Consider the following 23,643-nt stretch of genomic DNA (forward strand, 5'->3'; position numbering starts at 1 on the left):
ATGCTGTTGATGATCGACAACTACGACAGCTTCACCTACAACCTCGTGCAGTACCTGCAGTCGCTGGGTGCCGAGGTGAAGGTGGTGCGCAACGATGCGATGACGGTGGACGAGATCGCCAGGCTCGCGCCCGAGCGCATCGTCATCTCGCCCGGACCGTGCACGCCGAACGAAGCCGGCGTGTCGCTGGACATCATCGAGCGATTGGGCGCAAACACGCCGATCCTCGGCGTCTGCCTCGGCCACCAGAGCCTTGGGCAGGCGTATGGCGGTAACGTCATCCGCGCCGGCCGCATCATGCACGGCAAGACCTCGCGCATCCGCCATGAAGGCAAGGGCGTGTTCGCCGGCCTGCCGGATGCCTATGAAGCCACCCGCTACCACTCGCTGGTGGTCGAACGCTCCAGCCTGCCGGAGGCGCTGGAGGTCACCGCCTGGACCGAGAACGATGATGGCAGCTTCGAGGAGATCATGGGGCTGCGGCACCGCGAATTCCCCGTCGAAGGCGTGCAGTTCCATCCCGAGTCGATCCTGACCGAGCACGGCCACGCGCTGCTGAAGAACTTCCTGGAGCGATGATCTCCCACCCCTGCCTGTGTAGGAGCGGGCCATGCCCGCGACGCTTTTCCTGCCGGGTGCACAGCGTATCGCGGGCATGGCCCGCTCCTACAGGCAACCGAAGATGCCACTGACCCCCCAAGAAGCCCTGCAGCGCACCATCGAGCATCGCGAGATCTTCCACGACGAGATGGTCGACCTGATGCGCCAGATCATGCGCGGCGATGTATCGCCGACGATGACGGCCGCCATCCTGACCGGCCTGCGCGTGAAGAAGGAAACCGTCGGTGAGATCGCCGGCGCGGCCACCGTCATGCGCGAGTTCTCGCGGACGGTGGACGTCGCCGACCGCACGCACCTGGTCGATATCGTCGGCACCGGCGGCGACGGCTCGCACACGTTCAACATCTCCACGTGTTCGATGTTCGTCGCGGCGGCGGCGGGTGCGCGCATCGCCAAGCACGGCAATCGCAGCGTGTCGTCGAAGTCGGGCAGTGCGGACGTGCTGGAGGCGCTGGGCGTCAACATCGAACTGCAGCCGGACCAGGTGGCGCAGTCGATCGCGCAGGCCGGCATCGGCTTCATGTTCGCGCCGGTGCATCACCCGGCGATGAAGGTGGTCGCGCCGGTGCGGCGCGAGATGGGCGTGCGCACCATCTTCAACATCCTCGGGCCGCTGACCAATCCGGCCGGCGCGCCGAGCATCCTGATGGGCGTGTTCCATCCCGATCTGGTCGGTATCCAGGCGCGCGTGCTGCAGGAACTGGGCGCGGAGCGCGCACTGGTAGTGTGGGGCCGTGACGGCATGGACGAACTGTCGCTCGGCGCCGGCACGCTGGTCGGCGAGCTGCGCGACGGCGAAGTGCGCGAGTACGAGCTGCACCCTGAAGATTTCGGCATCGCGATGGCGGCCAGCCGCAACCTGCGCGTCGCCGACGCGGCCGAGTCGAAGGCGATGCTGCTGGGGGTGCTGGACAACCGGCCCGGCCCGGCGCGGGAGATCGTGGTGCTGAACGCGGGCGCGGCCCTGTACGTGGCCGGCGTGGCGGAGAGCATCGAAGATGGCATCGCACGTTCGCGCGACGCCATCGCCAGCGGTCGCGCGCTGGAGCGGCTGCAGCAGTTCGTCGCCACCACCCAGGCGCTTGCAAAACAGGACGCGCACTGACATGGCCGCCAGCGGATTCGCCAGCCTGCCGAAGCCTCCTTACTACGCGGTGGTCTTCTCCTCGCAGCGCAACGGCCAGGATGATGCCGGTTACGGCGCCATGGCCGAGCGCATGGTCGAACTGGCCCAGCAGCAGCCCGGCTTCCTCGGCATGGAGTCCACGCGCGGCGCGGATGGCTTCGGCATCACGGTGGCGTACTGGGAAAGCGAGGCCGCGATCCTTGCCTGGCGCCAGCATGCCGAGCACACGGCGGCGCGCGAGCAGGGTCGGCGGGACTGGTACGACCATTTCGAGCTACGGGTCGCCAGGGTCGAGCGTGCCTACGGCTGGGACCGCGACGCCGCCGGGCGCCGCGGATAGTGCGAAAATAGGGGTCCCGCCCAGGCGGGTGCCCGCCTGAGGACTGCATGAGCGACATCCTGACCACCATCCTCGCCCGCAAGGCAGAGGAAATCGCCGATCGCAGCGCACGCGTGTCGCTGGCCGACCTGCGTACGCGCATCGGAGACGCCTCGCCGACGCGCGGCTTCGCCGATGCGCTGAACGCGATGATCGCGCAGGGCGATCCGGCGGTGATCGCCGAAGTGAAGAAGGCCAGCCCGTCGAAGGGCGTGATCCGTCCTGACTTCCGGCCGGCCGACATCGCGGTGAGCTACGAGTTCGGCGGCGCGGCCTGCCTGTCCGTTCTGACCGATGTCGATTTCTTCCAGGGCGCGGACGACTATCTGAAGCAGGCGCGGGAGGCGTGCACGCTGCCGGTGCTGCGCAAGGATTTCACCGTCGACCCCTACCAGGTCTACGAAGCGCGCGTGCTCGGCGCCGACTGCATCCTGCTGATCGTGGCGGCGCTGGATGACGGACAACTCGTCGACCTGTCCGGCCTGGCGATGGAACTGGGCATGGATGTGCTGGTCGAGGTGCACGACATCGATGAGCTCGAGCGTGCACTGCAGGTGCCGGTGCCGCTGGTCGGCATCAACAACCGCAACCTGCGCACGTTCGAGGTATCGCTGCAGGCCACGCTGGACATGAAGGACGCGGTGCCCAAGGACCGGCTGCTGGTGACCGAGAGCGGCATCCTGGTGCCCGAGGATGTCGCCACGATGCGCGCGGCTGGCGTCGACGCCTTCCTGGTCGGCGAGACCTTCATGCGCGCCGAAGAGCCTGGCGAGGCGCTGCGTCAGCTATTCTTCGCGGCATGACGGACGTTTCCTATCCGACGCCGCGTGCCGATGCCCCGGTCGTCGTCTTCGATTTCGACCACACGCTGTACGACGGTGACTCCGGTGGTCATCTGGTCAAGTGGCTGATCCAGCGCAATCCATTGCGCATGGCGGTCGCGCTGGCCGCGTCGGTCGTGCTGGGGCCGATGGTGGCGTTCCTGCCGACGCGCCGTCGCGGGATCTCCGGCTATATCTGGATCGGCACGTTCGGCCTGCATGGCCGGCGCAGCTTCGACGCGCTGATCGACCAGTACGTGGCGACACATCGTGACGAGGTGCAGCAGCGCCTGTTGCCGTACGCGCTCGAGGTGTTCCGCGATCATCGCGCCCGTGGCGACAACGTGGTGGTGGCCACCGGCGCGCCGCCGGAACTGGCGCGCGCGATCCTGAGCTTCGTCGCCCACGAAGACGTGCCGGTCATCGGTACCGCCGTCGGCCCGCGCCTGGGCGCGGTCGTGGCCACGCGCCACTGCCATAACGAAGAGAAGATGCGCATGCTGCGCGAGCGTGGTTATGGCGAAATCGCCGTGGCGTATTCGGACAGCAGTGCCGACTTGCCGTTGCTCAAGGCGGCGCGCGCGCCGGTCGTGGTGAATCCCAAGGCCGCGCGGGTGGCGATGTTCCGCCGCGTCCTGCCGCCGGGCACGCCCATCCTCAACTGGGGCTGCAAGGAACGGGGCGGCGCGGACGCCGCCTGACCGCAAGGCGGCGGATCAGATCCGTTCAGGCGCGTTCCAGTCCTTGATGAGGTCCGCGAACTCGATCTCGGCGAAATCCTGGTACTCGCCCGCGTCGTAGAAGCGGCCATAGCATCCCTTGCAGCTCTCGAACCAGATGTGCGGCTGCAAAGGATCGACCATGCGGATCAGGGGGCGATTGCCGATGCAGGACGGGCAGGTGATCCGGTCGATCTTGTTGTACTGCTCGCCCACGGACGGGTCACCGGTGTCGATCTCGTCCGCTCGGTCCTTCAACGTCTCGTGGTCCACCATCTCGAACCACAATCCCCTGCACTGGCTGCAGCGATGAACATTGGCTTGCGGAACCGTGACTAGTTCCATCGTGCCTTGGCACTTGGGGCATTGCATGCGAGATCCTGCGACATGGGAAGCGAGGCGCCTGTTGTAAGGCGGCGCGACGGTCCGGTCAACGGGGTGATGCCTCGGGTACGTCGCCGCGCTGCGGCCCTTGGTCAGTGCGCGGGCCCCTGCACCTGCGTAGGCGGCGCGGTCGGTGCCGGCATGCTGCGCTCCGGCAGGGGCCAGCCAGGCGTCTCGCTCTGCGGCAGGCTTGTATCCCGTGCGACAGAGGCCTGGTCCAGGTCGAGTTCGACGCGTGGCCAGCCTTCCTTGGTTGAAAAGCGCGCCTGTGTGCCTTCGACATCAATCGTGGCCAGGCTGCGCGACGTGATGCCCGCGGTGTGGCAGGCCTCGGTGAACTGCGACAGGCGGGCTTCGCTGGTGTAGTCGGGAAGATGCCGCTTCAGGGTTTCGTAAAGGGCGTGCTGTGGATGATCTGGGTCGCAGGGCGCGGCCGGTGTTGTGGGAATGGGAGCGGGTTCCCCGCGCAGAGGGAGGGTGTCATCCCCGAAGCGCGCGAGCCGGGGAATCCGCTCGTCATCCCGTACATCGCGGTCATGAGCAACGACGAAGCCATCGGGAACCTGCTTCTTCCCATCGTCCGCATGACGAAGGGTGATAAGCCGTTGGCCATCGCTGGTATCGATCAGGCCAAGATTCCGTCCGCCAAGATTGAGGCCGGTGCTTTCCAGTTGCGCCGGATCCAGCCCCAACCGGGCCATGTCCAGTTTGATTGTCGGCGGTCGGGCCCAGTGTGCCGTGTCCTGGCCAACTTGTTCGATCAGATAGGCGCCGTAATAGTTGCGGTAGTCGGCCTTGCCCTGCGCTCCGAGTGTCCTGGCGGATTGGTCGAAATGGCACTGCGCCACCGGTCCGACATTGATGGCGCCGGCCTTGGGCAGGCGCGTGTCGGACATGTGCATGTCCCGGTCGAGGACGATGCCGCGGGCGAGCTGGGGGAGACGCTCCTCATCAAGCTTGGCGCAATTGGTTGTGGGAGCTGCCCGCTCCAGCATCGCTTCCCGGGTGATTATTCCGCCACTGGTGTATTGGATGCGGCTGGCCAGGGCATTCCAATCCCTCGACTTCGGCGATAGCCTCATCACGGCGGGCGGCACGCTGATACAGGGAAAAATGCGGTGTCACGTCGGCGCTTCCGCCGGGGCCGGCGGCACGTATCTCCTCCGTTATCTGGGCGGCAACGAAGTGCAGGGTCTTCCGTGATTCCGCCGTGTTCAATGCATGCCCTGTCTCGTGGCCAAGGGTGCCGGTGATGACATCGATTCGTCTGCGTGGCTCTTCCAGTCCTGGCTTCGTGAAAGTATCCACGCTGACATAGATGGCCTTTTCATGGCTGTCGTAATGCCCTCCCTCGTTCACGCCGGTTGGGGTGAGCCGGATATGCCGGAGTTGACCGGCTTCGATGGCTTGGTTCATCCGTTGTTGCAGGTAGGGCGATGTGGCGATCGCTTCCTCTATCTCGGGGCGCTTGTCGGAGGCAAGCCATCGGTGAGGCGCAGCAAATGTGGCGGCAACCTACTCACGGCGAGGGCCTCCATCAATCTTGAACCAATCCACGCAGGCGCGCTCCGAGTCGCTGCCTTCGTCCAGGTAGTAGAGATAGACACTCATGCTGAACCCGGTACGGTTGGCTGGTACGTCCCTGCCAAATCCCCAGGAGGGCTTGTTTCCGAACGTGGAGCGCGTCGCTGCGCGCTCGTATCCCAAGACGACGATTTCGTTGGCGAGTTCTTCGAAATCCATCGTGCAGTAGGCGGGCTTCTGGTCGGTCCATGGTTCCACACCATTGTTGAGCGCGATCGTGATCGTCGGCGGCTCGCTCAATGCATACAGTTTGGTGACGGAAATGCGATACGTCCATCCCTCGGTCGTGATGCCGAAGTACTCATGGCCATCGCGCACCCTCGGGTTCTTCACCATGCGGACCTTGAAGATCGACTCCAGGTGCGTGTGTTCCATGTCTTCCAGCGTCTGCAGGTTGTCCAGCAGCGCCAGTACCTGCTTCCGGAGCGTAGCCGAGGGAATAGGCGGGCCGCGTTCGGTCTCGACGGTGGCTTCGTCTGCCACGGGCTTCGTGGGCGCGGCAGACGCGGTTTCGGGGGGTGAGAGGGTCGGTGTTGGTGACGGTGTGGGTGCTGTGGGCGCGGAGGCCGTCGCTGCCGACGCGGGTGCGGGCTCCGCAAGTTCCCCGGGTGAGTGGGCTTCGCCGCAGGCTGACAACGCGCCAGCCACCAAGGTGGATGTGGTCATGATCCGCTGAAGTGGGTTCATTTCATCGTCCTGAACGGCAACGGATGCGGGTGAATGCGGGCGATTGGGCTTGCGCTTGGCCTGCACTGGCGCGCCACCGGGAGGCAGGGGGCCCAGTTCGCGCAAGGTGCGCTCGTTGACGATGGCCAGGTCGCGAAGCAGTTGCTGCGCATGCAGTGAATCACCGCAGTATCCAGGCCCGAGATCCGGGCCCTTCTCGTCCATGATATTCAACTACGTTCCCTTGCGATGCATTGAAGCGGTAGAGGTCATCCCGCCGACAGCGACGCGCGGGTGCGCTCGTCATCGGCCACACGGACGCGGACGTCATTCCTGTGAGCGTGCGATGCTTCAAGCGACAAAGGCAGGATATCGACCTTCGGCAGCAGCCGCTTGGTGAAGTAACTGTCCTTGTAATAGCGCACCTTGCGGCACAGGATCGGGTGGGCCAGACCCTCATACAGCACGATTTCCTTCTCCGGCCCCATCGCCTTGAGTTCCTGCGGCAGCATCAAGGCCCGCTTCTCCAGCACCTCGTTGTCCGACACGTTGCGTCCCTGGCCATGCGAACGCGTACGCGCGCGACGCTTGATGGTGGTGTAGCCGAGCATCTCCGAATAGTCGTTGGCGTCCTGCTGCTCGCGTGGCGCATAGATGATCTGCAGCGCATGGTTGGTGATGATGGTGCGCGACAGTTCCTTTCCGTAGACCGCGTCCAGCTGCGCCATCGACTGGATGATGGGCAGCAGGCGCAGGTTGTATCCGGCCATGTAGGCGACCGCCTTGGCGATGATGTCGACACGCCCGATGGCGGTGAACTCGTCCATCAGCAGCAGGCACTGGTGCTTGAGCGTGGGATCGTTCTGCGGCAGCACCTTGGTGTTGACGTTGATCAGCTGGCTGAAGAACAGGTTCACGATCAGCCGGCTCTCCGCCAGCTTGTTCGGCTGGATGCCGACATAGATGGTCATGCGGCGACGGCGTACGTCGTCGAGGCGGAAGTCGTCGGCGCTGGTGGCCGCGTCCAGTACCGGGTTCAGCCAGGGATTCAGCGGTTCGCGGAACGAGCCGATGATGGAGGCGAAGGTCACGTCCGCCTGCGACAGCAGGCCCGCGAACGCCGTGCGCGCCTGGCCGCTCAGGAACGGTGCCTCCACCAGCTTCTGCAGGTAGGGCTTGAGTTCGCCACCATCGCCCGACGCCAGGCGCAGCACCGCACCCAGGGTGGGCGCTTCCGCGGTGCGGTCGTTATCGCGCCGTTCGAACAGGTACAGCGTGAAGGCGAGGAAGGCGTTGCGCGCCTGGCTGACCCAGAACTTGTCCTTGTCGTCGCCGTCCGGATACAGCATGGCCGCGATGCTCTGCAGGTCGGAGACGCGGAAGGCCGGATCCGGCGATACGTAGGTCATCGGATTCCAGCGATGGCTGCGGCGGTCTTCCGCGAACGGATTGAACAGGTAGACCTCGTGCCCGATCGACCGGCGCCAGCCCGAGGTCAGGTCGAAGTTCTCCTGCTTGATGTCCAGCACGACCGCCGACTCGCGGTAGTCGAGCAGGTTGGGGATCACCACGCCAACGCCCTTGCCCGAGCGGGTAGGGGCCGCGAGGATGACGAACTGCTGCCCGGACAGGCGCAGCAGCTTGCCATTCATCTGGCCGACCACGATGCCGTTGTCCTTGCTCGACAGGAAGCCCTTGTTCGCCAGGTCGATCATGCCGGCGAAGCGCGCGCGTCCATGCAGGTTCCGATAGCTGCGCAACTTGTAGACCATCACCGACAGCGCGGCCCAGAACAGCAGCATCAGCCCGCCGCCGACCGCACCGGCCGCCTTGATGCGCCATGCATAGGGTTGCACGCGTGGATGGTCGAGGTGCTTGAGGTAGTCGACGTAGGTACCGGCGCCGACCTGTCCGCCATCGAGGCCGAGGAACAGCAGCGCCAGGTAGCCGGAGAGATAGAGGGCGCCGACGGCCGCGAGCGCGGCCAGCACCAGGATGATCACCACACGCGTATTGCCCACACAGCCCCCTGTCGTCGTTCCTTGATGAATGCCGTTGCGGCCTCAGCGGGCGCCGCCGGCCGCGCCTTCCTGCTTCACCGACGTGTCGATCAGCACGTACTGATCGTTCTTCTGCCAGCGTGGCAGACCATCCTGCAGCTTGATGCAAGGCTGCCCGCCGCAGGAGGTGATGGTGACGTGCTGCAACGCTTCCAGCACTTCCGCATCCACCTTCGCGCGTTCCGAGCGCTGCACGTTGTGCCATGACGCATAACCGCTGCCCGCCACCAGCGCCAGACAGGCCACCGACAGCGCGCCGAGCGACTTCCATCCGAGAAATCGTGCGCGCTGCGACAGCTGCGCCTGCTCGCGTTGCAGGTGATCCACGACATGGCGAAGTCGTAGCGCTGTCTCGCCGATGCTGTGCGTGGCGGCCGGAATTTCCTGCGCCAGCGCATCGTGCACGGCGCTGCGGGCCTGTTCGCTCATTTCCCGCTTGCCTTCTTCGATGGTCTTCCTGACCGCATTTGCGGATGCCTGCAATTCCTGTGCGGATGTCTGCTGCGTCGCTGCCGCTTTGTTGCACTGCTCTGTCAGATGTGCCGCCAGCAGTGCCGCATTGGCGACGAACTCTTCCATCTTCGACGGTTCCATATCGCTCCTTGTCGCACGAGGAATAACCGCACGTGATTCCCAGCATGATGCATCAGAGGTTTGACGTTCAAGCGGACCCGCCGCGATGCATGGGGTAGGAAATTTCCTACAGAGATCAAGGGTGTTTCATATGAATCTTTTGAATTATCCACGTTGTTCATCGCAGTGAAGAATGTTTTCACATTCGATGTGACGCCGTTCGTGCTTTCAAGTGCTTCTTCACATTCATGATCGAACGTGCGCGCGAAATTTCATCCAATTGCAACGCGATGCTTGTTTTATGCGGTTTACTGAAGTGAGTGCACCACTAGGAAGATCGTCGTACATGCGTTTACGTTTTTATTTTGGTTGACGACACAAAAAGGCGTGGCTATGTTCGGCGCGACTGTCGTGATGCAGTAAACGGAATGAACGTGCGATGTGTGTTGAAAGTCGCGCGAGTTTAAAAGGAGCGTTACGCAATGGATGCGAGCACAGGGGGCAATGCGCAGGCGGATATCCTGCGCACGGCGATAGCCTCGGGAGGCGTAGATCTCCCGACGCGTGCGGGCGCGCATCGCCACCCGGAGACATTCATCAGTGCCGTGGCGTTTTCCTTCGGGGATGCGTACCGGAGGTCTGTTGCCGACGATTGCAGAAAGGTGGCTTCGTGATCCGGAACATCGTTCTTCACAAGATGATCGTGTTGTGTGTCGTGATGGTGTCGCTGGCGGTCGCGGGATGCGCCACGCCACAGGCGGCGGACATCAATGGACGCTGGCGTCCGGTGAACCGTTTCGCGGAAGCGCCGCAGGCCATTCCGCTGCAGCAGGCGTATGTCTATCAGGCGTCGCCGGCGGACGGCACGCTCAGGACCATGCTGGTTCGCTGGGCCAAGGACGCCAGGCTGACGCTGGCATACCTGCATCCGAACGACTACACGTTGCATGCGCCGGTCGCGCAGATCCGCACCAGCAGCCTCGAAGATGCCGCAGCTTCGCTGTCGGCCGCGTACGCGGACCAAGGCGTGCAGGTGGTGGTCGAGCGTCCGCGGATCATCGTGAGTCAGGCATCGCGACCGTCGGCGGACGTCGCGCCCGCTGCGGCATTGGGCGACTGAAGGCGACGGCCCGCGCATGTTCAGGAAGAAGACCTCCTCCCCCGAGATCGATCGCGCCGTGGCGCAGGGCGTCAGCTTCGAGCTGACGCTGGCCGAGCGCGCGCGCAAGAGCGAACGACGCGCCTGGCTGGTCGCGTGGTCGGCCATCGTGATGTCGCTGATCCTGGCGGGCGGGTATTTCCTGTTCCTGCCGCTGAAGGAAAAAGTGCCCTATCTGGTGATGGCCGATCCCTACACCGGCACGGCCAGCGTGGCGCGGTTGTCGGGCAACTTCCAGGACCGCGACGTCACCACCGAGGAAGCGATCAACAAGAGCAACGTTGCGCAGTTCGTGCTGGCACGCGAGTCCTACGACTCGGGCCTGGTCGGCCAGCGCAACTGGCGCACGACGCTGTCGATGGCGGGGCCTGCAGTCGCGCCTGCCTACACCGCGCTGCATGCGGAGAGCAATCCGGCGCGTCCTTTCCGTCTTTATGGCGGCGCGCGCGCGGTCCGCACGCGCATCCTGAGCATCGTGCTAATAGGCGGGGGAGAGGGGCGTCGCCCGACGGGCGCGACCGTGCGATTCCAGCGCAGCGTCTACGAAAAGGGGCGGGGTACCTCGCAGCCGCTGGACAGCAAGATCGCCACGATGGAGTTCATCTACAACCCCGACCTGCGCTTGAACGAGGAAGACCGGCTGCTCAATCCGCTGGGGTTCCGCGTGACCAATTACCGCGTGGACGACGATTTCGCTTCCGCTGCGCTGCCCGAGCGTGAGTTCCCGGCGCCACCGCCAATGGCTGGCGGTGCCGCGCCTGCCGTGGCGGTACCCGCGACCGCTGTCGATCCCGCTGCGACCGCCGTGGCGGGTCCGCCCACCGTGCCGGGCGAGAACGATGTATCGACGGCGCCGCAGCCCGCGGAGCAGTCGGAGACCGAGACCGGAACCGGAGTGCCCCAACGATGAGGTTGAAGGACGTCCTGCTGCATGTGGTCGCCGTCGGCTTGCTCTTCGCGACGCTGCCTGCCGTCGCGCAGGTGATAGAGCAGTACACGTATGCGCCGGACAAGGTGTACCCGGTGCGCACCGGGCTGGGCATCACCACCCAGATCGAGCTGTCGCCCCATGAGGAGATCCTGGACTTCAGCACCGGCTTCAGCGGCGGTTGGGACATCAGCCGTCGCGGCAATGTCTTCTATCTGAAGCCGAAGAACGTCGATGTGGATACCAACCTGCTGGTGCGTACGGCCGCGCATTCGTACATCTTCGAGCTGAAGGTCGTCGCCACCGACTGGCGGGTACTCGACCAGGCGCGTGCGGCGGGTGTGCAGTACCGCATCTCGTTCGTCTATCCCGGCGACACCAGCTTCGCCGGCCAGGCCGCCAGACCGCAGGAGCCCGATGCCGAACTGAACACGGGCGTCGAGCCGGGCCGCAACTATCACTTCAATTACGAGTACGCACAGCGGAAGCGTGGACCGGCGTGGCTCGTGCCGACGACCGTGTACGACGACCGACGCTTCACCTACATCCGCATGGGCGATCGCACCCGCTTCCCGAGCGGCAATTTCCCGGTCGTGTTCGCGCGCGACAGCGAGGGTGGCGATGAGTTCGTCGTCAACTCGACGGTGCAGGACGACACCATCGTCGTGCACGGCACCTACCCCTACTTGGTCATCCGCCATGGCGACAACGTGGTGGGCCTGCGCAGGAGCCCGGAATGACGAACCAGACGCCCCACGATCATCCCGAGGCAGGCCCCGAGCGGGTCGCTCCGCAGAATCCGTACCAGCGTGCGGTACCGGCTGCCGATCCGGATCTGGATGCCAATGCGCCGTACCTGCGCTCGGCCGATGTGCAGCGGCTGAACCGCAAGGCCCTGATCTTTCTGGCCGGCATCATCGCGCTGATGCTGCTGGTGGTGTTCTGGATCTTCAGTGGCGGACTGTCGTCGAAGCAGGGCGACACGCCCGCGAAAGCGCCGGGCGAGCAGGTCGTCATCCCTGCTGCACCACGCGACCTGCCTGAACTTCCGCCGGAAGCGCCGCCGGTACCGGTCGAGCCCGATCTGCCGCCGTTGCCGATGGTCGAGGACTCGGGCCCATCCACGGCATCGATGATGGCCATGCCGCCCGGCATGCCGGGCCAGCAGGCGCCTTCGCTGCGCGAGCGGCGCATGCTCGACATGGCCACCACGTTCGGTGAGGGCGGAAATCCGGACGCTGCCGCAGGCGCCGGCATGCAGGATGCCGGCATGGCCCAGTACGCCGCGTTGATGGGGCAGGGGCAGGCACCGGCCGCGCCGCGCGAGCCACCCGACGGCGTGACCAGCGCAAAGCCGCTCTACAACCCGAATACCCTGCTGCTGCGCGGCACCTATATCCGTTGCGTACTGGAGTCGCGCGTCATCACCGACGTGCCCGGCTACACGTCTTGCGTGGTGACGGAGCCGGTCTATTCGGTGAACGGCAAACGCCTGCTGCTGCCGCGCGGCTCGAAGGTCATGGGCAGCTACAACTCGGACGCCATCATCGGCGAGCGGGCGGCCATCGTGTGGGACCGCATCACCACGCCGACCGGCATGGACGTCAACATGCGCAGCCCGGGTACCGACATGCTGGGTGCCGCCGGCAATCCGGGCCATTACTCAGCGCACTGGGCGCAGCGCATCTCGTCCGCACTGCTAATCAGCATGCTGAGCGACGCCTTCAAGTACGCCGGTGCCAAGCACGGTCCGCAGGAGACCTCGATCGTCAACGGTGCCATCGTCCAGAACCCGTACGAGAGCAATACCGCCAGGACCATGGAGCGCCTGGCCAACATGGCACTGGACCGCAACATGGCGCGGCCGCCGACGGTGACCATCAACCAGGGCACCATCGTCAACGTCTACGTCGCCCGCGATGTCGACTTCTCTGCGGTGATGCGCTGAGACGCTGGCATGGACACGCAGAACGAGCCCTTGGCGCGCGTCTCCAACGAGTTCCTGGACTATCAGTACCAGGTGCTCGGCATCGGCGATCACATGCATTCCTCGGACGTGACCGAGATCTGCATCAACCGCCCGGGCGAGATCTACCTGGAAACGGCGCGCGAGGGCTGGCTGAAAGCCGATGTGCCGACGCTGACCTTCGAGCGCGCCCGACAGTTCTGCACGTCCGTCGTCAACGAGAGCAATACCGGCCAGCGCATCACCGACATCGATCCGATGGTCTCGCTGACGTTCCCCACCGGGCAACGCGCCCAGTTCGTGATCCCGCCGGCCTGCGACGCTGGCAAGGTGTCGATCACCATCCGTCTGCCTGCGAAGTTCAGCAAGTCGCTGGAGCAGTACGAACAGGACGGCTTCTTCAATGAGATCCTCGAGCAGCAGCAGGTGCTCGGTGATCACGACCAGGAACTGCTGGAGCTGCGCCGCAGCCGTAACTACGCCGAGTTCTTCCGCAAGGCCGTGCAGTACCACAAGAACATCGTCGTCGCCGGTGCGACCGGTAGCGGCAAGACCACCTTCATGAAATCGCTGGTCAACCACATCCCCGACCAGGAGCGCCTGGTGACGATCGAGGATGCGCGCGAGCTGTTCATCCGGCAACCCAACGTCGTCCATCTGCTGTACTCGAAAGGCGGGCAGAGCGCCAGCAACGTCACCGCCAAGAACTGCATGGAGGCCTGCCTGCGCATGAAGCCGGACCGCATCATCCTGGCGGAGCTGCGCGGCGATGAATCTTTCTACTTCATCCGCAACTGCGCGTCGGGCCACCCGGGCTCCATCACCAGTTGCCACGCAGGCAGCACCGCACAGACCTGGGATCAGCTCGCGCTGATGGTGAAGGCGTCGGCCGAAGGCGCGGGCCTGGAATTCGAGGTAATCAAGCGCCTGCTGAAGATGACCATCGACATCGTGGTGCATATCAAGGCCCATGCCGGTCGGCGCTACATCACCGGCATCGATTTCGATCCTGCCCGCGCCCTGGCGTCCTGACCTGGAGAAACGTGAATGAACTTCAAGCATCTCTCGCAAGGACATCGTGCACCCTCTGGCCGCGGGAGGGTCTGCTGATGCTGCCCGGCATGGAGCTGATGGGCTGCACCGGACTGGCGGTTCCACCGACGGTGATGGAACACGTCGTCAAGGTCGAGTCCTCGTTCAACCCCTACGCGATCGGTGTGGTGGGAGGACGGTTGGCACGCCAGCCGCGCAACCTGGCCGAAGCGCTGTCGACCGCGCGCATGCTGGAGGATCGGGGCTACAACTTCTCGCTGGGGCTGGCACAGGTCAACCGCTACAACCTGGCGAAGCAGGGGCTGGACAGCTACGAGAAAGCCTTCGATGTCTGTCCCAATCTCCAGGCGGGGTCGCGCATCCTCGCCGAGTGCTACTCGCGGTCGGGCAGCGACTGGGGCAAGGCTTTCAGCTGCTACTACTCGGGCAATTTCACTACCGGCTACCGCCATGGCTACGTCCAGAAGGTGTTCGCTTCCTGGCAGCGGCAGGTGGGAAGCGATACCGCGGCCGCCATCCCGGTGATCGACCGACGCAGCGTCGCCGGTCCTCAGCGAGCGACTCCGCGTGCAGCGGTGACCAGTGCGGCGGCGTCCCTCGTGGCTCGCCGTATCGAGGCCGCGACCCTTGCGCATGCCCCTGCCAGCCGCCCGCCGCCAGCCGCGCCTCCGCCCGCCACGACAGTGCCGGAACAGGCAGGGGTGGTGCCGCCCTCCGCCATTGCAGCGTCGGCGCCGGTCATCGCCCAGGCTTCGAGCGAGGCTCCCGTGACAGTACAAGCCTATTACCAGAACACCGCCGTGACGCCGCAAGCGTCGTCGGCCGTGCAGACATCCGGGAGGGATGACGCTTTCGTCTTCTAGCAGAACCCGCCACGGATGGCATAGCGGCACGCGAAAGTGCCACCCATCGTCACCATCACCACTTGGGGTACACCATGAATAACGCACACACGATCCACGCAAAGCAGATCTTCATTACTCTGGCCATCGCGTCTTTCGCCGTCGCGGCGCTCGCATTCCCTGAGCTGGCATTTGCTCAGGATGCGACTGGTGCCTCGGGACGCGTCACCAAGTTCTTCGAGAACATCAACGGCCTCCTAAATATCGCGTCGATCGCGATCGTGACCATAGCGGTCATCTTCGCTGGCTATCAGATCGCTTTCAACCACAAGCGAATTGGTGATGTGGCGCCGGTGCTGATCGGTGGCTTCCTGATCGGTGCCGCCGCACAGATCGCGAAGATGCTGCTGCCGTCCGACGTCACCTCCACGGCAGTGACCGTGGGTCAGATGCTGAGCCAGTATGCTTAAGAACGTGCTCTTCAGAGGGTGCACCCGTCCGCCGATGTTCATGGGGGTGCCCTACGTGCCCTTCACCATAGGCGCGGGTGCCTGTCTGTTGCTGACGTTCTACTTCAACATGTTCTTCCTGGCCCTGCTGCCTGCGGTCATCTTCATCATGCGTCAGATGGCGCGCCGCGATGAAATGATCTTCCGGCTGCTGGGCCTGCGGTGGCAGTTCCGGACCAAGGTCCGGAACCTGCGCCATCACGAAGGCATGTGGGTGTTCACGCCCAACAGTTATCGCAAGCGCTTCGACGACTCGCTCCCGGACTGATCTCATGCTCGCGCCCGACCTGTCCATCGCCGAGTTCATCCCCCTGTCCGCCCACGTGTCGCCGCACGTGGTCAAGACGACCGGTGGCGACTTCCTGCTGACCTGGCGGCTGGATGGCTTGCCGTTCGTCGGGCGCGAGGAATGGGAACTGGAGCATCGCCATAACACGTTCAACCGCATGCTGCAGACGCTGCGGGCACCGGACTTCGTCAATGTCGCGTTCTGGGTGCACGACCTGCGCCGCCGTGGGTGCATCCGCTCCGGTGCGCGTTACGCGCAGACCTTCAACCAGGCATTGTCGGACGGCTATTTCGAAACGCTGTCCGCACAGAAGATCATGCAGAACGAGCTGTACCTGACGATGATCTACCGCCCCATCGTCATGGGGAAGAAGTTCGTCGAGAAGTCGACCAACGTCCCCCGGCTGCAGGCCGAGCAGGAGCAGGCCGTCGGCAAGCTGCTGGAACTGGCCGGCAACGTCGAAGCGGTGCTCAAGGACTATGCGCCGGTCCGGCTTGGCATGTACGAGTCGGATGCCGGCGGGGTGTTTTCCGAGACGCTGGAGTTTTTCGGCTTCCTGCTCAACCGCATCTCGGAGCCGGTGCCGGTGCTGAATGCGCCGCTGTACGACTATCTCGCCGTGAGCCGGCACATGTTCTCGTCGAAGACCGGCGACTTCGTGGTCAGCACGCCGGACGGACAGAACCATTTCGGCGCAATCCTCAACATCAAGGAATACACCGACGGTACCTGGCCCGGGATTCTCAATGGGCTGAAGTACCTGGACTTCGAGTACGTCATCACCCATTCCTTCAGTCCGATGGGGCGCCAGGATGCCCTCAAGGTCCTGGACCGCACCAAGGGCATGATGATCTCATCCGGCGACAAGGCGGTCAGCCAGATCGTGGAGATGGACAACGCCATGGATCAGGTGGCGTCCGGCAACTTCGTCCTGGGCGAGTACCACTTCATCCTGACGCTGTATGCGGAAGACCAGCAGCGTCTGTCGCAGAACCTGGCGGTCGCGCGGGCCGAGCTCTCCAATGCGGGTTTCGTCTCGGCGAAAGAGGATCTCGCCGTCTGCTCTTCCTTCTATTCCCAGCTGCCCGGCAACTGGCGTTACCGCACGCGCCTGGCCAACGTCAGTTCGCTGAACTTCCTCGGTCTGTCACCGCTCCACAATTTCGCCACCGGCAAGCGCGACAACAATCCATGGGGCGAAAGCGTCACTGTGCTGCAGACCACCAACGGGCAGCCGTACTACTTCAACTTCCATGCGACGCACCCGGCCGAGAACTCGCTGGGTGAGAAGGCGATCGCCAACACCATGGTGATCGGCAAGTCCGGCACCGGAAAAACGGCGCTGATCAACTTCCTGCTCAGCCAGGTGCAGAAGTTCGATCCGGTGCCCACCATCTTCTTCTTCGACAAGGATCGCGGCGCAGAGATCTTCGTACGTGCGTGCGGGGGGAACTACCTGGCGCTGGAGAACGGACAGCCCACCGGATTCAATCCCTTCCAGTGCGAACGTACGGACGGCAACGTCCAGTTCCTCGCAGGACTGGTCAAGGTGCTGGCGGGAAAGACGCATTACACCGCGCGCGAGGACGAGGACATCTTCCGGGCCGTCGAGGCCATGCTCGACATGCCGCTGCACCTGCGATCGATGACCAACTTCCAGAAGAGCCTGCCCAACATGGGTGATGACGGTCTGTATGCGCGCCTGCGCAAGTGGACGGCGGGCAATGCGCTGGGCTGGGTGTTCGACAACCCGGTGGATACGATCGACCTCAGCCGGGCGAGCATCATCGGCTTCGACTACACCGACGTCATCGAGAACGCCGAGATCCGCGTGCCGGTGATCAACTACCTGCTGCACCGGCTGGAGGAACTGATCGACGGCCGGCCGCTGATCTACGTGATGGATGAGTTCTGGAAGATACTCGACGGCGGCGGAGCGTTGAAGGATTTCGCCAAGAACAAGCAGAAGACGATCCGGAAGCAGAACGGCCTGGGCATCTTCGCCACACAGAGCCCGGAGGACGCGCTGGCGAGTGACATCTCGGCGGCTCTGATCGAGCAGACGGCCACGCTGATCCTGCTGCCGAACCCGAATGCCGCACGCGAGGACTACATCGACGGTCTCAAGCTGACCGAAGCCGAGTTCCAGGTGATCAAGAGCCTCGATGAACGGTCGCGCTGCTTCCTGGTCAAGCAGGGCCACGCCTCGACGGTATGCCAGCTCAACCTGCGCGGCCTGGATGACGCGCTCGCGGTGATCTCCGCCAGTACCGACAACATCGAGATCATGCACCGTATCGTCGACGAGGAAGCCGAGGGTCGGGGCATCGACAAGGCCGATCTGCTGCCCGAGCAATGGCTGCCGCGCTTCCAGGAAGAGCGCAAGGGCTCGCGCAGTAGGCGCGACGGCGCCGGCACATCATCGTCCAGTCCGAAAGACCGCTCCACCGGCCCGCAGGCAACGCGTGCCATCCAACCCAGTCTCCAGCGCTGAAGCAGAGAGGACTCCCGCATGTACACGCTGACAACGCCCGTCATCACGTCCCGTCACGCAGCCATGGCCCTGCTCGTGCTGGGTCTGGGGGCATTCGGAAATGCGCAGGCGCAATGGCGGGTCGTCGACAACGCCGCCAATACGAAGCTCCAGGACGTCAACACCCGTCTCGGCACCACGAGTGCGAACGGCAATGGCAATGGCACCGTCAATGGCAACCTGCGCGAGCTGTACCAGCAGCAGGTCTTCGAATCGTTCAACGGAAGCAACGAAGACAGCAAGGCGGCGCCGGAACCCGAGGAGAAGCTGCAGCACGCGCAGCCGACCAAGAGCGGCGTCAACATGAACGCCGACAACCGCTGCAAGCAGGCTACCAGCGGCATCGCGCAGCAGCAGTACCAGTTGTGCCGCGAGATCGTCAACACCGAGCTGGCGAAGTACAACTACTCGCTGAAGATGTATGAAGTCACCACGCAGCGCCAGCGCTACCTGGACGAGCTTAAGCGGCAGCGTGGCAGCATACAGAGCCATGAGGTCGGCAAACTCCAGGACAACACCAACCGCATCCTGCTGTTGATGTCGCAGATGGAGATCGACCGCCAGCAGCAGCAGACGTACATGGACGCCTATGTGGCCCGCATAGGCTATCTGCAGGAGGCCAGCAAGACGCTTGCCCAGCAGGCACTGGACGGCAAGGGCGAAGGCGGCGGTGGTGGACTGACGGGTGTCATCGGTGGGGCGGTGGGTATTGCCACGCTGAAAGCGGCCCTCGAAATCGCGCAGTCCAAGCGGCGCAACTGATCCTGGGTCCGAACTAGCGCTGCGACACAGGATGGGTCGCAGCGGCACGAAGGAATGAACATGGCAAACCTGCCCTCACTGGATAACGGAGTCGCCTTGCTGCTGCGCGGCATGGAGGCGGCGATCGGCGCTGTCGAGCGTTGGGCGTTCTTCCGGCTCGTCTTCGACTGGGTGGACGAAGAGATCAATATCTTCCGCGACAACCTGCTCGGCGCGATGGCCGAGTGGATCGGCGGCATCGCGTTCGTCCTGCTGACACTATGGGTCCTGCTGCAGGGTTATCGCATCGTTACCGGCCAGTCCCGGCAGTTCATGATGGAGCTTGTCGTGAAGTCCCTGAAGTGGGTGCTGATCATCACCGTGGCCACGACGTTCTCACTGGGCAGCAGCGACATCCATCGCCTGCTGACCGACGACATGCCGACCACCATCAACGCGATGGTGACCGGTGAGGAGGAAGGTCCCGAGGACTCGATCGACGACAATCTGCAGGCGATGGAAGGTGCGATGGTGGCCATCGACGCCCTCTACACCAGCTTTGACGAAACGCTGCAGGCCGCGAAGACGCGAACCATGTGGTTCACCGGTGTCGGGGTGGCGGGTCCCTCGCTGATGGGAGGCGCGATCCTGCTGATGTACAAGATGGCCATGGCGCTGTTCATCGGCCTGGGGCCGTTCTTCATCCTGTGCCTGGGCTTCGAGCAGACGAAGGGCATGTTCCAGAAGTGGGTCTGGTACGGCATCGGCACGATGTTCTCCCTGGCGGTGCTGAGCTTCACGGTGTCGATGATCTCGAAGCTGCTGGGTGCGGTGGCGGTGTCGTACGCCGCCCAGTACCTGACCATGCTCGCGGCCAACGCCTCGCCCCAGGGCGTCAGCAGCATGGCCATGCAGCAGGGCGGACTGGGACTGCTGATGACGCTGTTTCTGGTCACCGTGCCGCCCATGGCTGCCGCATTCTTCCAGGGCACCGTCGGGCAGTTCATGGCTTACAACGCGTTTGGGCAAGGGCAGGCGATGCAGCCGACGCGGCCGGGCGGGCCGTATGCGCCGGCGCCGGCACCCGGTCCGAACACTGGTGCGGCAGAGACCGCCACTCAGATTCCCCAGAGGAATTACGGATGAATGCGATACCGGTCCGGCGCCTGCTCCAGTGGGGGGGTGCCGTTGGAGCCCTCGTCGTTGGCCTCGCATCAGCTCACGCGCAGATGGCGTGTCCACAAGGAGTTACGCCAGGAAGTGCCCAGTGTCTCCCCACCGGGCCAGGAAGCCAGGCCGCGCCGCCGCCGCCCCGTTGGCGGCTTACTTGGGGGGCCATGGCGGAGGATGAGAGCACCGGCAACGTTGGAACTTCGACGGGTCAGCTAAGCCGCCGCTCAGCTCGCGCGGAGGCACTGAGGAAATGCAAGAACATGGGCGGGCTCAACTGCAAGCCGGTTTTTGATTACAAGAACAACTGTGCCGTGGTGGTGGAGCCCGTGCAATTCCTTCAGGGAAGCTCGATTGCCATCTATCGCGATGGGTCCACTATCGAGGATGCTGCCGGCATAGCACTCGAGACATGCTCTCAACGCAACGGACGCGAGTGCAAGGTCAACTACTCGAACTGCACTCGTCCGCTACTTCAGCAGTGAGCTTGAAAGTTGCGTAAATCGGGCAACGGCGGCGGATGATGAGGACGATCATTCCGGACTGGATGCCAAGGCAGTCGCTGGGCAAACGTCGAATGAAATCTCTCAGCTGCGAGAGCGATAAGCGCGGTAGTGAAACGTCATGAGAGGAACGCCACTATGGTCATCGATATCTATCGGAATCGCGCTTGTCGTGATGACCGCATGCAGTGACGCCGTGGGCACGAAACAGCGACCCCAGTACAAAGAGAACCCCAACCCGGTGCATGCGTACCGGTTGCGCATGCACATCCACGATGCGCCAGGTCCGCTCAGGGTGACCGTCAGTGCGACGCAGCATGACGTCGTGACGCCGGAATGCCTGCCGCCGCCGAATGCGAATCCTGGCGGACACCTTTCGCCGATACCCACGAATGACATCCCGTTCCAGCTGGAGCGGGCGTCTGAAGCCGAGTACACCGGCGTCTTCTACACGGATGGAATAATCGACGAGGACTACCACGGCAGGGGCATCTGCCGTTGGGAACTGATCCAGGTGCAGGTGCAGCTGAAGGCGAGCGGGACTGAGGGCGAGACACGGTTCATCGTCAGTCTGGACAAGAATGAACTGTCCGGCGGTGGCCCCAAGACGGTCTACTACTGGAAAGGCGGCTACCCGCGCTCTTTCATGGACGATTTTCCCGACTACGGCGTGACGAGCGTGGAGGATGTCCGCGAAGGCCTGCGAGGAGACCTCTTCTCCGTCACGATCACTGCCGAGAGTCCCCGGCAATGAGACTGGAATCCCAGCAATACGCCAACCTCACCGAGCACAGCTACGATCGGGCCGGCGATATGCGCACGCTCGTGAACAAAGTGGTAGAACTCGAAGGCGAGAAGTACAAGGTCGTCCACTTCGTCGACAGCCCGCGATCCGGTTACCAGCAGCCATGTGGAGTCGGCGCAAATAGCTAGTGAGATGGAAGCCAGTGGCCAGCGTGTGAGCGATCAGAGGAACTCAGGACGGATAAATGAGCACACATATCATTTCTGAGAACAGGTTCTCATGGTCGCCGATACTTCTTGGAATCGCTCTTTTCTTCATAACTGCATGCGGTGACACCGTGGACATGAAACAACGACCCCAATACAAAGAGAACCCCAACCCGGTGCAGGCGTACCGGTTGCGCATGCACATCCACGATGCGCCGGGTCCGCTCAAGGTGGCGGTCAGTGCGACGCAGCATGATGTCGTGACGCCGGAATGCCTGCCGCCGCCGAACGCCAATCCTAGCGGACACCTTTCGCCGATACCCACGAATGACATCCCGTTCCAGCTGGTGCGCGTCTCTGAAGCCGAATACGCCGGCATCTTCTACACGGATGGAATGATCGACGAGGACTACCACGGCAGGGGCATCTGCCGTTGGGAACTGATTCAGGTGCAGGTGCAACTGCGTGCGACGGGCGCGGAGCAGGAAACTCGATTCATCGCTAGCCTGGATCGCGAACAGGTCGAGCAGGGGGAGGGAAAGCGGACCTACTTCTGGAAGGCGCGTTATCCCCGGGTCGAAGACTTTGATGCCTTCCCTGATTTCGGTGAGAGCGGCATCGACGCCGTTCCTGAAGGGAGTCGCGCTGAATTCTTCAGCGTCAGCATGGAGACCGAGGAGCTCACCAAATGACGCTCGCATCCCAGCAGTACGCGAACCTGGTCGAGCACAGCTACGATCGCGACGGCCAGATGCGCGATCTCGTGAATAAGGAGATTGAGCTTGAGGGTGTGAGGTACAAGATTCTTCACTTCGTCGACAATACGAGAACGGGCTATCAGGGCACGGTCTACCAGCATCTCGGCAGCGGTGACATCGTCGTCGCGCACAGGGGCACCGAGTTCGAAAGGCAGCGCTGGGACGATTTGATCAAGACGGATGGCGCGATGGTGTTGACTCGGGCCAATCTGCAGGCGGACGACGCAGTCGCCCTCACGAGATGGGCGCGCGACTACGCCGAGAAGCAAGGACAGCTGCCGGGAAAGCGTACGCCCGAAGTCACCGTCACCGGCCATTCGCTGGGCGGTACGTTGGCGCAGGTCAGTGCCCACTACTACGACCTGCGCGGCGAGACGTTCAATGCCTATGGAGCGGTCAGCCTGGATCGACGGATCCCGGAAGGTGGCGATCGCGTTGTGAACCATGTGATGGCGGCGGATACCGTCAGCTCCGCCAGTCCGCATTACGGAAAAGTGCGCATCTACGCGCAGCCGGACGAGATCGGCATGCTGGTGGGCGCGGGCTACGCCAACAACGGCGCGCGGCTGCTGGATCCGCGTGCAAGCCTGGTCGCCGGCATCCGGGGATTCGGTTCGCACGACATGCACCGTTTCCTCAACGTGGATGGTGAGCAGCGCCCGGACCGCTCGGTGCTGGAAGATGTGCGGACACAAGCACTGGCCAGCGAGTACGCGCCGATGATCGGCAAGTATCGCGACGATGTGGAAGGAATGCGCGGCGCCATCACGATCGCGGCACGCGGCCCCCATGGGGCACTGCGCGATGGATTCGATGCATTGCGTGGCACGGTCCAGGCAGGCGAGCCCGGTGCGCGTGACGAGCGAACGCGCACGGCGTCGCTCCTGCCTGCATGGGGTACCTTCGCCGCCACTGCGCGCGCGCGCGATGGCAGCAACGCGAAGAGGGTGGACGGCATGGAGCCTGCCGGACCGTTCCACCCGCCACTCAAGTCCGAGGTGCGCTCTGCCGCAGATGAGGTGGATCGCCTGCTCTCCAGCGCGAGGGCCAACGACCCTGATGGTTTGCGCATCGCCCTGCAGGACCTGCGGGCCTCGCCGTACGGACAGGCCTGGCAGAGCCAACTCGAGATCCATCGACAGCGACTTGCCGAACCTGCGCCACGTATGGAGTCGCATCAAGCGGGGCTGACGGAGCAGGAGCGTGTATCCCCCACGCCGAACGTCGAACACAAGCCCGTGCAGATGGACATCGCACGTTGATCGCGGAACGGCCTGTCAAACCATGAGTGTCCATGCACTACGAGGA

The 23,643-nt window shown here is 63.8% G+C and carries 26 protein-coding genes and 1 pseudogene; 21 read left to right on the forward strand and 6 right to left on the reverse strand.

The window, feature by feature from the left end:
- From ACGHX3_RS03300 to ACGHX3_RS03320, 5 genes are all read left to right on the forward strand, one after another.
- Positions 1-579: an anthranilate synthase component II gene (locus ACGHX3_RS03300; protein ID WP_394696391.1), complete on the forward strand. Its 579-nt coding sequence runs from the start codon at positions 1-3 to the stop codon at positions 577-579.
- Between the two features lie 103 nt (positions 580-682).
- Positions 683-1,726, forward strand: coding sequence for an anthranilate phosphoribosyltransferase (gene trpD, locus ACGHX3_RS03305; RefSeq protein WP_162337073.1), 1,044 nt, complete (start codon positions 683-685; stop codon positions 1,724-1,726).
- 1 nt (position 1,727) lies between these two features.
- Entirely contained in the window at positions 1,728-2,087 is a 360-nt protein-coding gene (locus ACGHX3_RS03310) for an antibiotic biosynthesis monooxygenase (RefSeq protein ID WP_162337012.1), read from the forward strand.
- A gap of 47 nt (positions 2,088-2,134) precedes the next feature.
- Entirely contained in the window at positions 2,135-2,929 is a 795-nt protein-coding gene (gene trpC, locus ACGHX3_RS03315; RefSeq protein WP_213604711.1) for an indole-3-glycerol phosphate synthase TrpC, read from the forward strand.
- Positions 2,926-3,648, forward strand: a complete 723-nt coding sequence (locus tag ACGHX3_RS03320) for an HAD-IB family phosphatase (RefSeq protein WP_394696392.1) — start codon at positions 2,926-2,928, stop codon at positions 3,646-3,648. The genes trpC and ACGHX3_RS03320 overlap by 4 nt, the downstream gene beginning before the upstream one ends.
- A 15-nt stretch (positions 3,649-3,663) precedes the next feature.
- Here ACGHX3_RS03320 and ACGHX3_RS03325 read toward each other — a convergent pair whose 3' ends face one another.
- From ACGHX3_RS03325 to ACGHX3_RS03350, 6 genes and pseudogenes are all read right to left on the reverse strand, one after another.
- Positions 3,664-4,011 (reverse strand): hypothetical protein, encoded by a 348-nt coding sequence (locus tag ACGHX3_RS03325; RefSeq protein ID WP_394696393.1) that lies wholly within the window; start codon positions 4,009-4,011, stop codon positions 3,664-3,666.
- Between the two features lie 131 nt (positions 4,012-4,142).
- A complete protein-coding gene (locus ACGHX3_RS03330) occupies positions 4,143-4,946 on the reverse strand; it encodes a hypothetical protein (RefSeq protein ID WP_394696394.1) in 804 nt (267 codons plus the stop codon).
- 55 nt (positions 4,947-5,001) lie between these two features.
- Complete coding sequence (locus ACGHX3_RS03335; protein ID WP_394696395.1) at positions 5,002-5,466, reverse strand: hypothetical protein; 465 nt, start codon at positions 5,464-5,466, stop codon at positions 5,002-5,004.
- Between the two features lie 99 nt (positions 5,467-5,565).
- Positions 5,566-6,534: a hypothetical protein gene (locus ACGHX3_RS03340; RefSeq protein WP_394696396.1), complete on the reverse strand. Its 969-nt coding sequence runs from the start codon at positions 6,532-6,534 to the stop codon at positions 5,566-5,568.
- 116 nt (positions 6,535-6,650) lie between these two features.
- Positions 6,651-8,321: pseudogene (locus ACGHX3_RS03345) on the reverse strand (type IV secretory system conjugative DNA transfer family protein); the annotation flags it as partial.
- Between the two features lie 42 nt (positions 8,322-8,363).
- Positions 8,364-8,954: a hypothetical protein gene (locus ACGHX3_RS03350; RefSeq protein WP_394696397.1), complete on the reverse strand. Its 591-nt coding sequence runs from the start codon at positions 8,952-8,954 to the stop codon at positions 8,364-8,366.
- A gap of 676 nt (positions 8,955-9,630) precedes the next feature.
- Here ACGHX3_RS03350 and ACGHX3_RS03355 point away from each other — a divergent pair.
- The 16 genes from ACGHX3_RS03355 (at position 9,631) to ACGHX3_RS03430 (ending at position 23,597) form a co-directional block, all read left to right on the forward strand.
- On the forward strand, positions 9,631-10,053 hold the full coding sequence (locus ACGHX3_RS03355) for a TcpQ domain-containing protein (RefSeq protein ID WP_162337071.1): 423 nt from the start codon (positions 9,631-9,633) through the stop codon (positions 10,051-10,053).
- A gap of 16 nt (positions 10,054-10,069) precedes the next feature.
- Positions 10,070-11,002, forward strand: a complete 933-nt coding sequence (locus ACGHX3_RS03360) for a virB8 family protein (protein WP_394696398.1) — start codon at positions 10,070-10,072, stop codon at positions 11,000-11,002.
- On the forward strand, positions 10,999-11,760 hold the full coding sequence (locus tag ACGHX3_RS03365) for a TrbG/VirB9 family P-type conjugative transfer protein (protein ID WP_162337001.1): 762 nt from the start codon (positions 10,999-11,001) through the stop codon (positions 11,758-11,760). The genes ACGHX3_RS03360 and ACGHX3_RS03365 overlap by 4 nt, the downstream gene beginning before the upstream one ends.
- Positions 11,757-12,968, forward strand: a complete 1,212-nt coding sequence (locus tag ACGHX3_RS03370; protein ID WP_213604706.1) for a TrbI/VirB10 family protein — start codon at positions 11,757-11,759, stop codon at positions 12,966-12,968. The genes ACGHX3_RS03365 and ACGHX3_RS03370 overlap by 4 nt, the downstream gene beginning before the upstream one ends.
- Positions 12,969-12,977: 9 nt before the next feature.
- Positions 12,978-14,018, forward strand: coding sequence for a P-type DNA transfer ATPase VirB11 (gene virB11, locus ACGHX3_RS03375; RefSeq protein ID WP_394696399.1), 1,041 nt, complete (start codon positions 12,978-12,980; stop codon positions 14,016-14,018).
- Positions 14,019-14,107: 89 nt separating this feature from the next.
- Positions 14,108-14,902, forward strand: coding sequence for a lytic transglycosylase domain-containing protein (locus ACGHX3_RS03380; protein WP_394697228.1), 795 nt, complete (start codon positions 14,108-14,110; stop codon positions 14,900-14,902).
- A gap of 74 nt (positions 14,903-14,976) precedes the next feature.
- Complete coding sequence (locus ACGHX3_RS03385; RefSeq protein ID WP_394696400.1) at positions 14,977-15,351, forward strand: TrbC/VirB2 family protein; 375 nt, start codon at positions 14,977-14,979, stop codon at positions 15,349-15,351.
- Positions 15,344-15,658 carry a type IV secretion system protein VirB3 gene (locus ACGHX3_RS03390; RefSeq protein ID WP_394696401.1) on the forward strand — a complete coding sequence of 105 codons (315 nt, stop codon included), beginning with the start codon at positions 15,344-15,346 and terminating at the stop codon, positions 15,656-15,658. The genes ACGHX3_RS03385 and ACGHX3_RS03390 overlap by 8 nt, the downstream gene beginning before the upstream one ends.
- A 4-nt stretch (positions 15,659-15,662) precedes the next feature.
- Positions 15,663-18,173, forward strand: a complete 2,511-nt coding sequence (locus ACGHX3_RS03395; protein WP_394696402.1) for a VirB4 family type IV secretion/conjugal transfer ATPase — start codon at positions 15,663-15,665, stop codon at positions 18,171-18,173.
- An 18-nt stretch (positions 18,174-18,191) separates the two neighbouring features.
- Entirely contained in the window at positions 18,192-18,974 is a 783-nt protein-coding gene (locus tag ACGHX3_RS03400) for a hypothetical protein (RefSeq protein ID WP_162336996.1), read from the forward strand.
- A gap of 60 nt (positions 18,975-19,034) precedes the next feature.
- Positions 19,035-20,099, forward strand: a complete 1,065-nt coding sequence (locus tag ACGHX3_RS03405; RefSeq protein WP_162336995.1) for a type IV secretion system protein — start codon at positions 19,035-19,037, stop codon at positions 20,097-20,099.
- Positions 20,100-20,290: 191 nt separating this feature from the next.
- Complete coding sequence (locus ACGHX3_RS03410) at positions 20,291-20,608, forward strand: DUF4189 domain-containing protein (protein WP_162336994.1); 318 nt, start codon at positions 20,291-20,293, stop codon at positions 20,606-20,608.
- Positions 20,609-20,822: 214 nt separating this feature from the next.
- The gene (locus ACGHX3_RS03415; RefSeq protein WP_162336993.1) at positions 20,823-21,380 is read left to right on the forward strand and encodes a hypothetical protein; all 558 of its coding nucleotides are present in this window, start codon (positions 20,823-20,825) and stop codon (positions 21,378-21,380) included.
- Positions 21,377-21,559 carry a hypothetical protein gene (locus ACGHX3_RS03420; protein WP_394696403.1) on the forward strand — a complete coding sequence of 61 codons (183 nt, stop codon included), beginning with the start codon at positions 21,377-21,379 and terminating at the stop codon, positions 21,557-21,559. The genes ACGHX3_RS03415 and ACGHX3_RS03420 overlap by 4 nt, the downstream gene beginning before the upstream one ends.
- Positions 21,560-21,615: 56 nt before the next feature.
- Positions 21,616-22,269 (forward strand): hypothetical protein, encoded by a 654-nt coding sequence (locus ACGHX3_RS03425; protein ID WP_394696404.1) that lies wholly within the window; start codon positions 21,616-21,618, stop codon positions 22,267-22,269.
- Entirely contained in the window at positions 22,266-23,597 is a 1,332-nt protein-coding gene (locus ACGHX3_RS03430) for a hypothetical protein (protein WP_394696405.1), read from the forward strand. The genes ACGHX3_RS03425 and ACGHX3_RS03430 overlap by 4 nt, the downstream gene beginning before the upstream one ends.
- Positions 23,598-23,643 lie beyond the last annotated feature (46 nt).

Origin of the sequence: Pseudoxanthomonas japonensis, assembly GCF_043632995.1 — a bacterium.
Classification (GTDB): Bacteria; Pseudomonadota; Gammaproteobacteria; order Xanthomonadales; family Xanthomonadaceae; genus Pseudoxanthomonas_A; species Pseudoxanthomonas_A japonensis.